General features: G+C 71.9%; 10 protein-coding genes. 9 read left to right on the top strand and 1 reads right to left on the bottom strand.

Annotated features, from left to right (window positions below; genetic code table 11):
- Window positions 1-99 precede the first annotated feature (99 nt).
- From AQI95_RS01630 to AQI95_RS01595, 8 genes are all read left to right on the top strand, one after another.
- The gene (locus tag AQI95_RS01630) at window positions 100-582 is read left to right on the top strand and encodes a hypothetical protein (RefSeq protein WP_067115995.1); all 483 of its coding nucleotides are present in this window, start codon (window positions 100-102) and stop codon (window positions 580-582) included.
- Window positions 583-961: 379 nt separating this feature from the next.
- A complete protein-coding gene (locus AQI95_RS01625) occupies window positions 962-1,936 on the top strand; it encodes a hypothetical protein (RefSeq protein ID WP_067115993.1) in 975 nt (324 codons plus the stop codon).
- 60 nt (window positions 1,937-1,996) lie between these two features.
- Window positions 1,997-2,953: an endonuclease/exonuclease/phosphatase family protein gene (locus AQI95_RS01620; RefSeq protein ID WP_067115990.1), complete on the top strand. Its 957-nt coding sequence runs from the start codon at window positions 1,997-1,999 to the stop codon at window positions 2,951-2,953.
- A gap of 38 nt (window positions 2,954-2,991) precedes the next feature.
- Complete coding sequence (locus tag AQI95_RS01615; protein ID WP_067115987.1) at window positions 2,992-4,971, top strand: FUSC family protein; 1,980 nt, start codon at window positions 2,992-2,994, stop codon at window positions 4,969-4,971.
- Window positions 4,972-5,044: 73 nt separating this feature from the next.
- The gene (locus tag AQI95_RS01610; protein ID WP_079070982.1) at window positions 5,045-6,946 is read left to right on the top strand and encodes a VWA domain-containing protein; all 1,902 of its coding nucleotides are present in this window, start codon (window positions 5,045-5,047) and stop codon (window positions 6,944-6,946) included.
- Between the two features lie 134 nt (window positions 6,947-7,080).
- The gene (gene metG, locus AQI95_RS01605) at window positions 7,081-8,805 is read left to right on the top strand and encodes a methionine--tRNA ligase (protein WP_067115984.1); all 1,725 of its coding nucleotides are present in this window, start codon (window positions 7,081-7,083) and stop codon (window positions 8,803-8,805) included.
- A gap of 86 nt (window positions 8,806-8,891) precedes the next feature.
- Window positions 8,892-9,377 carry a hypothetical protein gene (locus AQI95_RS01600; protein WP_079070981.1) on the top strand — a complete coding sequence of 162 codons (486 nt, stop codon included), beginning with the start codon at window positions 8,892-8,894 and terminating at the stop codon, window positions 9,375-9,377.
- Window positions 9,378-9,386: 9 nt separating this feature from the next.
- Window positions 9,387-12,089: an HD domain-containing protein gene (locus AQI95_RS01595; protein ID WP_067115981.1), complete on the top strand. Its 2,703-nt coding sequence runs from the start codon at window positions 9,387-9,389 to the stop codon at window positions 12,087-12,089.
- 48 nt (window positions 12,090-12,137) lie between these two features.
- Here the strand turns inward: AQI95_RS01595 and AQI95_RS01590 are convergent, their stop codons facing one another.
- Window positions 12,138-12,485 carry a DoxX family protein gene (locus AQI95_RS01590; RefSeq protein WP_067115978.1) on the bottom strand — a complete coding sequence of 116 codons (348 nt, stop codon included), beginning with the start codon at window positions 12,483-12,485 and terminating at the stop codon, window positions 12,138-12,140.
- Between the two features lie 107 nt (window positions 12,486-12,592).
- Here AQI95_RS01590 and AQI95_RS01585 point away from each other — a divergent pair, with 107 nt between their 5' ends.
- Window positions 12,593-13,327 (top strand): nucleotidyl transferase AbiEii/AbiGii toxin family protein, encoded by a 735-nt coding sequence (locus AQI95_RS01585; RefSeq protein WP_067115975.1) that lies wholly within the window; start codon window positions 12,593-12,595, stop codon window positions 13,325-13,327.
- Window positions 13,328-13,334: the final 7 nt, after the last annotated feature.

Raw genomic sequence — 13,334 nt, 5'->3', positions numbered from 1 at the left:
CGCGCCCTTCACCGCGTGCTTCACCCGCCTGGCCGACTTGCCACGCCGTGTCGCCAGGTGTGCTCTGGAAGGCGGGGGCGAGGAGAGAGGAGTGCTCTCATGGCTCAAGCGGCACCCGCGCCCGGCGGAATGTCCCGCCCCGGCCGTACGCCGGAGATCGAGGCCCGGGAATCCGAGGGGCGCACCCGTCCGCCCGACGTCTTCGACGCGCGCGCCCATCGCATCGCGCACATCGCCGTCCCGGTCGTCCTGGGGCTGCTCTACGGCTACTGGGTGGCGGCCGACGCCCGCCAGGGCGGCGGCATCACGGGCGGGAACCTGCTGCTCGGCTGGATCAGCGCGCTGGTGTTCGCGGGGGTGTGCGTCGCCCTGCTGACGCTGGCCCCGCGGATGCCGCGGGAGCTGCACGCGCTGCTGTGGACCGCGTTCGTCGGTGTCGCGTTCGGTTTCCTGTACATCCAGACGGGCCACTCGGTCTGGCGGACCGTGCTGATGTCGCTGGTCGTCGCGGCGTGCACCTTCGCGGCGTTCTTCTACCGCTACTACACGCGCGAGGACGCGGCCGGACACCGGGTCCACTGAACGGAGCCGCCGAACGGTGTGCGCGGCGCCCGAGCCGTGACGGTGTGTGCGTGGGCCCCGGCCGGTCGGCCGGGGCCCACGCACTCCCCTGTGACCCCCTCTTTCCCTCACCTCCCCGTCAGGCTCCGGCTCGATGAGCCGGAGAGCCGGAGACGCCGGAAGGCCGAAGACGCCGGGGGAGACCGGAATCGGCACCACACGCGTCGCTTCCATCTCCCCAGCACCAGGAAACACCCGTTCGGGCGAACCCTCCACCGGAGAGCGGAATCCCCAGCTCCGCCCCGGGGTGCCGCCCCGCGGGACACCCGTACGGCCCGCCCTTCCCCCGATCGCAGGCGCTCCGCTGGCGCCCTCACCCTTGGGGCCCTTGTCTGGAAACGTGCCCCCTCGCCTCCGGAGCGCCCTGTCGGCCGCACTGCTCGCCCTGTCCTGCCTGCTCGTGCCGTTCAGCGCGCTGGCGGCCTGGGCCGCGTACGGGCTCGCCGACACCGGCCGGTACGTGACCACGATGGCGCCGCTCGCCACCGACCCGAGTGTCCGTGAGGCCGTGGCGAAAACCGTCGGGGACGGCATCCTGCGCGCGGCGAACCGGCGCCTGGACGTGCGCCCGGTACCCGGCTCCGTCCGCCCCTTCCTGCACGACGTGGTGCGCTCCTTCACCCAGACCGAGGCCTTCCGGCTGGCCTGGGACACCGGCAACCGGGTCACCCACGACGCGGTCCTGCGCGCCCTGCGCGAGGAGGACGGCGCCACCACGGCGGAGCAGGCGGTCACCGTCGACTTCGCCCCCGTCACCGACCAGGTCAAGCGCCAGCTGGCCCGGGACCATGTGCCGCTCGCGGCGCGCATCCCGGTGGAGCACACCGCGGTCTCCGTGCTCCCGGCGGCGGAACTGGTCTCGCTCCGGAAGGGATTCCACGTGCTCGAAGTCGCCGGTATCTGGCTGCCGGTGGCGGCCGTCGCCTGTGCCACCACCGGGATCGCCCTGGCCGTCCACCGCCGCCGCGCCGTCGTCGCGACCGCGCTGGGCACGGCCCTGGGCGGCGGACTGCTCGCCCTGGCCCTCGCCATCGGCCGCACCCTCACCCTCGCCGACCTGCCCGCCGACGTGCCCCACCCGGCCGCCGGCGCGGTCTACGACGCCCTCACCGGCACCCTGCGCACGGTCTCCTGGCTGCTGTTCGGCCTCGGCCTCACCGTGGCCCTCGTCACCTGGCTGACCCGGTATCTGCGCCTGGGACGTCCCGCACGACGCCGCGCCTGCGCCCCGCCTCCGCCGTCGGCCCCCGCCCTCCCGCCCGCTCCCCCGCACCCGCCCTCCCCGACCGAGCGACCGACCCGGGCCCAGGTCTGACCGCGTCCGCTCCCGCAGACGTCCTGGCGCGCGGCGGACGGGCGGCCGTAGGCTCGGCCCGTGAACCGACGTCCCGGACGCAGGCTCGGCGCCTGGTGTGCCGGACTGCTGCTGGCCGGAGTCGGCGTGGTCGTCGGCTGCCGGGCCGCCGACACCGACGGCGTCACCCCCGTACCCCAGTTGCTCGCCTTCCTGCCGTGGCTGCTCGTGCCGACCGGCGTCGCCCTGCTCTGCTCGCTGCTGGCGCGCTGGTGGCCGGGCCTGGTGGGCTCGGTCGCCGTGCTCGGCCTGCTCGCCTGGTACCTGGAGCCGTACGGCAGGAACGCCGAGCCGACGGGTCCGCCGCTCGCCGCGCTGCGCGTGCTGACCTCCAACGTGGAGTTCGGGCGCGGCACCCCCGCGCTGGTCCCGCGGATCCGCGACCTGCGGCCGGACCTCGTCTTCGTCGAGGAGTGCCCGTACACCTGCCAGGCCGCACTGGAGTCCGACTTCGCCACCGCCTACCCCTACCGGCAGGCGGTCCGCGCGGCCGGCTCCCACGGCTCGATCGTCCTCAGCCGCTTCCCGCTCCGGCCCACCGCGGGCGTCCGGGGCACGATGGGCATGCCCGGCGCCGTCGCCGACGTACGCGGGCACTCCGTACGGCTCCAACTCGCCCACCCCATGCCCCCGTTGCCGCGCCAGGTCGGTCTGTGGCGGCGCGAACTCGGCAGGCTCCGCGCCTTCGCCGCCGCCGACCGCCGCACCCCCACCGTCCTCGCCGGCGACTTCAACGCCACCCAGGACCACGCGGCCTTCCGCCACCTCCTCGACACCGGACTGACCGACGCGGCCCGCCAGGCCGGCCACGACCGCGCCGCCAGCTGGCCCGCGCGCACCGCCTCGGTCGTCGGCGCCCAGATCGACCACGTCCTGCTCTCCGCGGACTTCACCGCGACCGGCGCCCGCTTCCTGCGCGTGGCCGGCAGCGACCACCGCGCTCTCGTCGTGGATCTCACTCTCCACCAGCGCGGATGACCTCCGGGGCCGGGGAGCCGACCCGCGATAATGGCCGTATGTCGCGAGAGTTCCCCATCGGCCTCACCCCTCCCGACTGGCTGGTCCGGAACCTCCGCCCCGAGCAGGCTCCCGTCAACAGGGCCGCCGTCGCCCGCGCCGCCGTCGCCATGGCCCTGCCGCTGGCGACCGGCCTCGCCGTCGGCTACCCGGCGTACGGCGCCCTCGCCTCCATGGGCGCCCTGTCCGGCGTCATCGGCGACACCGCCGACGCCTACCGCATGCGCATCCTCAACATCGCCGTACCGCAGCTGTTCGGCGCGGTCGGCGTGACGCTGGGCACGCTGGTGTACGGGCACGGCTGGTACGCGGTGGCGACGGTGACCGGGATCGCCCTGCTCTCCGGCATGATCTCCACGATCGGCGCGGTCGCCTCGGTCTCCGGCCTGCTCCTCCTGCTGAACTGCGTGGTGGGCGCGGGCCTCCCGCTGCCGTCCCCGTGGTGGCTGGCGCCGGCCCTGATGACCGGCGGCGGTCTCCTGGTCCTCCTCCTCGCCCTGCTGGCCTGGCCGCTGCGCTCGGGCGTCCCCGAACGCACGGCGGTGGCCGCCACCTACCGCACCGTCGCCGCGCTCCTCACCGTCTCCGGCACCGACCGCACCGAGGAGTACGAGGACGCCCGCCGCACCGTCACCCAGTCCCTCAACCAGTCCTACGACGTGATCCTGGCCCGGCGCGCCCGCCACCACGGCCGCAGCCGCGAACTCACCCGCCTGCTCGCCCAGTTGAACGCCATCACCCCGGTGGTCGAGGCGGCGCCCGCGGCCCACCTGGCGGGCGGCCCCCTGCCCCCGCAGATTTCCGAGGCGGTCGGCCACCTCGCCCAGGCGGTCGAGACGGGCTACACCGGCCCGATAGCGCTGGACCTCCCTGTCCCGACGACGGAGACGGCGCGCGCGGTGGACCACGCCCTGCGCCACACGGCCGAGGTCGTCACGTCCCCCGACACCGGCCTTCCCCCACTCCCGGCTTCGCCCGAGCGGGGGGACCCCCAGGGCACCGACGACCGCCTGGGCCGCCCGGCGGCGCTCCGCATCCGCACGGCGCGAGCAGCCCGCAGCATGATGCTGTCGGCCAACTCCTGGCGCTACGGCCTGCGGCTCGCGCTCTGCATCGGCATCGCCCAGGCCCTCGTCTCCCTGATCCTGGTGCCGCGCTCCTACTGGGTGGCCCTGACCATCACCTTCGTACTGAAGCCCGACTTCGGCTCGGTCTTCTCCCGCGCCCTGCTGCGCGCCCTCGGCACGGTGGCGGGCCTGGTGATCGCGGCGGTGGTCCTGGCGGAGGTCCCGCTGGGCTGGTGGGACGTCCCGGCGATGCTGGTCCTGGCCCCGCTGATCCCGGCCCTGACCCCGCGGGGCTACGGCTACCAGACGGCAGCGATCACCCCCGTGATCCTGCTCCTCTCGGACATCCTGAACCACCAGGGCACGGCTCTCCTCCTGCCCCGCCTGGCAGACTCCCTCCTCGGCTGCGCGATCGCGCTGACGGCCGGCTACCTGCTGTGGCCGGAGAGCTGGCGCACCCGCGTCGGCGACCGGCTGGCCGACGCGGTGGCGGACACGGCGGCGTACGTGGAAGCGGCGTTCGGCTCCGCCACGGAACCCGCCGCACGGGCCCGGATGCGCCGCCGCCTCTACCGCGACCTGTCGGTCATCCGCACGGAGTTCCAGCGGGCCCTGACCGAACCACCGCCGACCGGCCGCCGCGCCGCCGCCTGGTGGCCGCTGGTCGTCGCCGTGGAGCGCATCGTCGACGCCACGACCGCGGCCCGCGTCCGCGTCCGGCACGGGGCGCCACCGCCGTCCACGGCCGAGATCACCCAGATCTCCCTGCAGCTCCGCGAGCTGTCGCAGGGCGTACGCGACGCGAAAACCCTGACCCCGGTCCGCACCGATCTCGCCGGTCCCGCCGGCAGTGTGCTGGAGCCTCTCCGCCAGGAGGTCGCCGCGGCCCGGTCGATCGCATCCCCCCACTGACTGCTTCGCTAACCTTACGTGTCCGTCCTGGCCAGGGATCTACGGGCATCAACTCACGCGAAGGGTTGCGCATATGGGCATTCTCACTCTCCTGCGGAACGCATTCGGCCGCTCACGCAAGGCACGTGCCGCCGAGGCAGAGGGTGCGGACCGCCTTCCGGCGCAGCCGACCACCCCCGAGCCGACACCCCCCACCACCGACACGCCTCCGGCCCCCTCCGGCACGGCTGCTCCCGCCCCGGACGCCTCCGCCACGGCCGACCCCACCCCCTCGACTCCCCCCACCACGGAGCCGACCCCCACCGTCCCCGAACCCCGCCGCTCCTCCCCGGACGAACACGACCTGGTGGCAGCGGCCTTCGACAACGTCACCATCCCCCACCCCACGGAAAACCCCGAGACCACCACCGAGCCGACACCGACGGCACCCCCGACCGAGACGGTCACCGAGGCCAAGACCTCCACCGAGACGGTCACCGAGCCCGAGACCTCGACCGAGGACAGGGCTGCGGCCGAGACCTCCACCGAGGAGGGGGCTGAGCCCGAGCCCTCGACCGAGACGGTCGCTGAAGCCAAGACCTCCACCGAGGACGAGGCTGAGGCCGAGGGACAGCCCGAGGCGGCGGCCACGGCAGAGGCGCAGCCCGAGGTGGCGGCCACCGCCGAGGCGGACTCCGAGGACGAGGCTGAGGCCGAGGGACAGCCCGAGGCGGCGGCCACGGCACAGGCACAGCCCGAGGTGGCGGCTACCGCCGAGGCGGACTCCGAGGAGGGGGCTGAGGCCGAGGGACAGCCCGAGGCAGCGGCCACGGCAGAGACCCGCCCCGAGAAGAGCACTGAAACCGAGCCCCAGCCCGAGGTGGCCGCCACGGCAGAGGCACAGCCGGAGGAGACGGCCGAGGCCGAGACTCAGACCGAGGCGGCGGCCACGACCGAGGAGCAGCCCGAGCCGGAAGTCGACGAGCAGGACCAGGGAACGGTCGAGCCGACTGCCGAGCAAGAGTCCGACGACGCACAGCCGACCGAGATTCACAAAGAGGCTGTCGCACCGACCCCGGTAGACACCGAGGCGAACACGCAGACCGAGCCGGAGGCCGAGGCCGAGGCGCCGCCCACGCCGGAGGCCGAGGCCGAGACATCCGCCACGCCGGAGGCCGCCGACGGCGAGGACGCCCCTCAGGGGCCACCCGCACCCGACGACGAGACCCGCACGGGTGGTGCGGGTGGGAACACCGCCGCCGAAGGCGAAGCCGAGGCGGACCCGGACCCGGCCCCCGCGCCGCAGGCCCCGGCCCCGGCACCCGCCACCTCCCTCCCCAAGGTCAAGTCCCGCACCCCGGCCCTCGCCACCGCGTACCGCGCCGCCGCGACCGCCCTCAAGAAGACCGACCTCACCGGCGCCCGCGCCAAGCTCTACCTCGTGCTGGACCGCTCCGCGAGCATGCGCGCGTACTACAAGGACGGCTCCGCCCAGGCCCTCGCCGACCAGACCCTCGCCCTCGCCGCCCACCTGGACCCCGAGGCCACGGTCCACGTCGTCTTCTTCTCCACGGAAGTGGACGGCACCACCGACCTCACCCTCACCCCGGACCACGAGACGAAGATCGACGACGCCCACGCGGGCCTCGGCCGCATGGGCCGTACCAGCTACCACGCCGCCGTAGAGGCCGTACTCGCCCACTACGAGCAGTACGAGAAGGACGCGAGCCCCGCCGCCCCCGCCCTCGTGGTGTTCCAGACCGACGGCGCCCCGGACGCGAAGACCCCCGCCACCCAGGCCCTGACCGAGGCCGCCGATCGCCACCCGTCGGTGTTCTTCTCCTTCGTCGCCTTCGGTGAGCACGACAACAAGGCCTTCGACTACCTCCGCAGGCTGAAGACCGGCAACACGTCCTTCTTCCACGCGGGCCCCACCCCCCGCGAGCTGACGGACGCCGAGCTGTACGAGGGCGTACTCGCCACCTGGCGCCCGTGACGGACAGTAACCCTTCGTGACACCCGGGCCGCCCCTTCCCACTCCGTAAAACGGGAAGCGGGCGGCCCACCCCTGTCGGCTACGATTTCAAGGTTCGAAACCGCAGAAAAAGCAGCGACCTGGGAGCAGCCACGATGGCTCGACACCTCATCACCAGCGCCCTTCCGTACATCAACGGGATCAAGCACCTGGGCAACATGGTGGGGTCCATGCTCCCGGCGGACGTGTACTCCCGCTACCTCCGCCAGCGCGGCCACGACGTCCTGTACATCTGCGCGACGGACGAGCACGGCACCCCCGCCGAGCTGGCCGCGAAGGAGCGGGGTCTGCCCGTCGACGTGTTCTGCGGCCAGGCGCACGACGCGCAGAAGGCGGTCTACGACGGCTTCGCGCTGGCCTTCGACTACTTCGGCCGCAGCTCCTCCGCGCAGAACCGCGAGATCACCCAGCACTTCGCCCGCAAGCTGCACGAGAACGGCTTCATCGAGGAGCGCTCGATCCGCCAGGTGTACTCCCCGGCGGACGGCCGCTTCCTCCCGGACCGCTACGTCGAGGGCACCTGCCCGCACTGCGGCTACGACAAGGCCCGCGGCGACCAGTGCGAGAACTGCACCCGCGTCCTGGACCCGACCGACCTGATCAACCCGCGCTCGGCGATCTCCGGCTCCACGGACCTGGAGGTCCGCGAGACCAAGCACCTCTTCCTGCTGCAGTCGAAGCTGGAGAGCGAGGTCCGCGAGTGGGTCGCCCGGCACGACAAGGACTGGCCGCAGCTGGCCTCCTCCATCGCCCACAAGTGGCTGACCGAGGGCCTGCACGACCGCGCGATCACCCGCGACCTGGACTGGGGCGTCCCGGTCCCGGCCGACACCTGGCCGGAGCTGGCCGCCGAGGGCAAGGTCTTCTACGTCTGGTTCGACGCCCCGATCGAGTACATCGGCGCGACGAAGGAGTGGTCCGACCAGGACCCGGAGAACCGCGACTGGAAGTCCTGGTGGTACGAGGCGGACCAGGGCGAGAACCCCGTCCGGTACACCGAGTTCATGGCCAAGGACAACGTCCCCTTCCACACGGTGATGTTCCCGGCCACGGAACTCGGCATCCGCGAGCCCTGGAAGATGGTCGACTACGTCAAGGCCTTCAACTGGCTGACGTACTACGGCGGCAAGTTCTCCACGAGCCAGAAGCGGGGCGTCTTCACCGACCAGGCCCTGGAGATCCTCCCGGCGGACTACTGGCGCTACTTCCTCATCGCCAACGCGCCCGAGTCGGACGACTCCTCCTTCACCTGGGAGCACTTCACCGCCACGGTCAACAAGGACCTCGCCGACACCCTCGGCAACTTCGTCAACCGCGTGCTGTCCTTCTCCAAGAAGCGCTTCGGCGACGAGGTCCCGGTCGGCGGCACCCCCGGCGAGGCCGAGACCAGGCTCGGCGAGCAGATCGCCGAACTCCTCGCCGAGTACGAGGGCCACATGGAGTCGCTGCAGTTCCGCAAGGCCGCCGCGGCCCTGCGCGCCCTGTGGTCGGCCGGCAACTCCTACCTGGAGGAGAAGGCCCCCTGGCTCCAGATCAAGACCGACAAGGACGCCGCGGCCCTCACACTGCGTACGGCGATGAACCTGATCCACCTGTACGCGGTGGTCTCCGAGCCGCTGATCCCGGCCACGGCCAAGGCGATGCGCGAGGCCTTCGCCCTCGGCGACGACACCGCCGCCTGGGTCACCGCGGACGAGGCCAAGTCCCTGACCTCCGTCCCGTCCGGCACCGCCTTCACCGTCCCGCCGGTCCTGTTCGCCAAGCTGACGGACGAGGACCTGGACAACTACAAGACCCGCTTCGGCGGCCAGGAACAGTAGCCCCCCACCGAGCAAGTCGTCAGCACCGGGTGCAGCCGGGCGGTGTCTTACCTATGCTGATGACGGGTCGGAACGGGTGGGGGACGATGACGACGACAGGGGCGCCGGGGCCTGAACCGGCAGCGGTCCGCAGGGAGTTCGCGTTAGAGCGGTACCGCTACATCCTGCAGCAGATCCACGCGGTGAACGAGAACGCCCACCGCTTCCTCGCCCTCTACCAGACGCTCGCCACCGCCCTCGTGAGCGGTGCCCTCGCCCTCTTCGTGGGATTCCGGAAGTGGGACATCCCCGCGGCCACCGCACGCGGCGGCGTGGTCGGGTTGCTCACCCTGACCACCGTGGCCGCCGCGTTCACCTGCACCTTGATCGTCGTCGGAGTCCTGGCCTGGCTCGACTACCGCCACGAAGAGTGCGACATCACCGACGAGCTGATCGGCCCCGGCTTCCGCAAGCGTCCCCGCCCCGGCAACTTCGTGCGCTGGTACGAGACGTACGTACTGCTCTTCATCCTCGTCTCGGTGATCACGATGTGGGTTCTGGCCGGACTCCTCCTGCTTCCCGCGATGAGGTGATCGTCCCCGGTGCCCGAGCACGGCTATCAGAGCACCTTCCTGTGGCGGAGCACCCTGGCCGCGCGTACGAAGGGTGACGCCCACACCGAGCAGCGCGAGCAACTGCGCACGTCGTACCTGGACCTGCGCAGGAACGCGACAGTGCTCCTCGGGGAGAACGCCCGCAGCATGCCCGACTTCACGGTGCACGACATCAGCCACGTGGACGCCCTGTGGGAGACAGCCGACCTCGTGTGCGGCCACGAGGTCACCCTGAATCCGGCCGAGGCATACGTCCTCGGGTGCGCCTTCGTGCTGCACGACGCCGCGATGGGGGAGGCGGCGTACCAGACGAGCGTGCGGGACACCCTGGGCGAGGCGCGGTGGCACGACCTCGTGTCGATGGCCTACTACCGCCGCAAGGGATGCTGGCCGGAGCCGCACGAGTTGGACGATCCGCCCGCCGAGATCGCCACGGAGTGCCGGACGACCGCCATCCGCGAGACACACGCGGAGCAGGCGCGCCGCCTGGTGGACCAGGCCTGGAGGTCCAGCACCGGCCATGACATCCACCTCATCGAGGACGGCCGGCTGCGCGAGTTCTACGGCCCGCTGGTCGGGGACCTCGCGGCCAGCCACTGGTGGCCGGTGGACCGGCTCGCCGAGGAATTCCGGCACGAGAGCGGCCCGCTCCCCGGACTGCCGGGCGAGTGGACCATCGAGAAGCTCAAGCTGGCCTGCATCCTGCGACTCGCCGACGCCACCCAGATCGACAACCGGCGTGCTCCGGCGTTCCTGTTCTCCCTGCGCGATCCGCAGGGCTTCTCCCGCAAGCACTGGCGCTTCCAGTTGCACATCAGCCGCCCCGTCCTGGACGGCGACCGGATCAAATACGACTCGATGCGACGGTTTCCGCCCGAGGAAGCCGGTTCTTGGTGGCTGGCCCTCGACTATCTGCGCGCGATCGACCGAGAACTGAAAGCGGTCGACGCGCTTCTGCACGACCACCGCGAGAAGCGGCTCGCAGCCCGCGCGGTCGCGGGGGTCGACGCGCCGGAGCGGTTCGCCCAGCACTTCCGTGTCGAGGGGTGGCGGCCCATCGACGCGACCATCAAGGTCTCCGACGTTCCCGCCCTGGTCAAGAACCTGGGGGGAGAGCAGCTGTACGGCGACCAGCCCGAGGTCGCCGTACGCGAACTGATCCAGAACGCGCAGGACGCCGTGCTGGCCCGCCAAGCCCTGCAACCGGGATTCACGGACGGGCGCATCGAGGTCCGGCTGACCGGGACCGACGGTTCCCGGTGCCTGGAGGTCCGCGACAACGGCCTCGGCATGGACGAGGAGACCCTCATCCACGGCCTGCTCGACTTCGGGAACAGCGGATGGAGTTCCACCACCGTGCGCAACCGGCTTCCCGGTCTGGCCGACGGCGGGTTCACGCCCAAGGGGCGGTTCGGCATCGGCTTCTTCTCCGTCTTCCTGCTCGGCGACCAGGTGGAGCTGATCACCCGCCGCTACGACGCCTCCCTCCAGGACGCCCGCCGGCTCGCCTTCGACGGTCCGTCCCACCGCCCTCTGCTGACCCCCCTGTCCACCCAGGGCTGGGTCCCGGAAGGCACGACGGTGCGCGTCACCCTGAAGAAGAGCCCCAACGACGTGCGGGGCCTCCTCTACTACACGGAGGACGATCTGCTCGACCAACTGGTGCGCCGGCTGGTCCTGGAGAACGCCGTGCCCATCCATGTCTGGGAACTCGACGCGACGCAACCGGCTGTCCTGCCCTGCTTCTCCCTGGCCTCCGGGACGCCGGACGAGGTCTTCGACCGCCTCTATCCGCCGGCCGCCACCGACTACTGGAGCGCCGGGGACGAGAAGCAGCGCCTCCAGACGCGGGAGGCCTTCGCCGGCCGGGCCACCGAGCTGCTGGACGAACAGGGCCGGCGCATCGGCCTGGCCTCGCTGTGGAACGATCTGCACTACCAGGGACCGCGCTTCTACGCGGGGATCGTCACGGTCAACGGTTTCCTCGCCGACCAGTCACAGGCCTTCGCGGGCTATCTCGCGGGGGTGCCGAACCGTGCCTCGCGGGACAAGGCGGATCTGGCCGCCGACCAGGAGCAGGTACGCCAGTGGTTGCGGGGTCAGGAACAACATCTGCGCGACGCCGGGCTGCTGGACGACTCGCTGCAACTCGAGCTGGCCGGCACGCTGTACGGCGCATACCAGGACCTGCCCGGTGACGTGGCCTTCGCCCTCACGGCAGACGGCCTGCTCCGGGCGTCCGACGCGGTCGGCTGGGCCGAGCAGCGGGAGGAGGTGTTCGTGGCCTTCACCGGGCCGTCCCTGGCCTGGGGCTCCCGGCCCCCGGAGCTCTTCCAGTACACATCGGGAGATTCCGTGCAACTGCCCGACAACTGGGTCCTCGTCTGCTCGCGCTATCCCTCCGCGCCGTTGGATCAGGTCTTCCCGGACGTGGAGAACCGCGACCGCGCCTATGAATCCGCGCGTCATCACACCAAGTTGACCTGGCAAAAGCTGTGGTGGCGCCAGTCGAGCAACCTGCAGGGATTCCTCCTGCGCGCCGTGTGCCGCGCGTGGTCGTGCACCATGGAGTCCCTGCTGGCGCCGGTCGAGGCTCGCAAGTGGTCGGACACCGGGCGGCTCGGCGACGAGAGCATCGGGCCGGTTCCGGGCTATCTCCTGCGCCGACCGCCGGAGAGCGTCTTCCCGTAGTCGCCCCGGCGCGGTCAGGCGCAGGTGGGTGTCGCGGACTCCTCCCGCTCAGCCCGCGAACCCGAGGACGAGCGCACCGACCACCGGTGCGGCGTAGACGAGCGGGAACGGGATGTGCGAGTACCAGCGGGCCCGTGCCACGGTGACGGCGGCGCCGAGGAAGTAGACCACCAGCCCGATCCCGGCCAGCACGCCGATGACCGGCACGAACAGCCCGACCACCAGTCCCACGGCCCCGGCGGCCTTGGCCACCCCCAGCAGGGTCCACCACCCCTGCGGGACCGAGTAGTCGGTCAGTGCCTTCACGATCCACTCGGCCCGCATCAGCAGCACGACCCCGGAGAATCCGGCCATCAGCGCGGCGAGCAGGGTGACGACGACATGGGCGATGTGCATGAGAAGCTCCCGAAGAGACGCATGCGGACTCGGACACTTCTCTGACACCGCGGAGTCCGGGCGTGTGACGGCGAGCCGAAAAGAATTTCTGGCAAAGTACCGATGTCGTGAACCTCCCCGAACCCCACCGGCGGCTTGTCGCGGACGTCGTCACCGCGGGCGGCCCCTACGGGCTGGTCCTCGCCGGGGGCTACGCCCTCCAGGCGCACGGCCTGGTCCAACGACCGCACACGAACGTCGACTTCGCCGGCGAGAGCCCCGAGCCCATGGACCGGATCGCCCATGCCGTCGGCGCCACCCTGGAGGCACGGGGGCGCCAGGTGCGGATCGCCGCCGTCACGGCGCTCACCGCCCAGCTGTCGGTCGCCGACCCGCCGACCGGCGAACCCTGCACCCTCGCGCTCCACAAGGAGGCGTTCTGGCAGCCTCCGGAGCTGACCGGGTACGGTCCGGCGCTCTCCCTCGAGGACGCCGTCGGTACGAAGATCCGGGCGCTGTACGACCGGGGCACGGCCGTCGACCTGATCGACGCGCGGGCCGCCGCGGCCCGGTTCTCACTGCCCGAACTGGAGGAACTGGGCCGCCGTCACGCCCACGACCCCTTCGACCTGCCGACCCTTCAGTCCCGGCTGACCGGCACGGACTTCTACTCCGTCCTGGACTTCGTCCGGTACGGGCTGGACGAGGCCCAGGTCGGCGCCCTGCGCACCTGGGCCCAGGAGTGGTCCGACGACATCGCCGAGCGGCTGCTGGAGGACGGCGCGTCCCCCGACAGCCATGACGACGACCGCGAGGACGACGACGAGGACGACGGCAGCGGCGACGGTGCTCGGGGCGGCTGAGCCACCC

Source organism: Streptomyces yokosukanensis, from assembly GCF_001514035.1.
Lineage (GTDB): Bacteria > Actinomycetota > Actinomycetes > Streptomycetales > Streptomycetaceae > Streptomyces > Streptomyces yokosukanensis.
The sequence above is the reverse complement of the archived record's forward strand: the minus strand, read 5'-3'. Positions and strand labels throughout refer to the sequence as shown.

Coding starts and splice junctions, on each gene's coding strand:
- AQI95_RS01630 (WP_067115995.1), top strand. CDS start 100: ATGGCTCAAGCGGCACCCGCGCCCGGCGGAATGTCCCGCCCCGGCCGT.
- AQI95_RS01615 (WP_067115987.1), top strand. CDS start 2,992: ATGTCGCGAGAGTTCCCCATCGGCCTCACCCCTCCCGACTGGCTGGTC.
- AQI95_RS01610 (WP_079070982.1), top strand. CDS start 5,045: ATGGGCATTCTCACTCTCCTGCGGAACGCATTCGGCCGCTCACGCAAG.
- metG (WP_067115984.1), top strand. CDS start 7,081: ATGGCTCGACACCTCATCACCAGCGCCCTTCCGTACATCAACGGGATC.
- AQI95_RS01600 (WP_079070981.1), top strand. CDS start 8,892: ATGACGACGACAGGGGCGCCGGGGCCTGAACCGGCAGCGGTCCGCAGG.
- AQI95_RS01590 (WP_067115978.1), bottom strand. CDS start 12,485: ATGCACATCGCCCATGTCGTCGTCACCCTGCTCGCCGCGCTGATGGCC.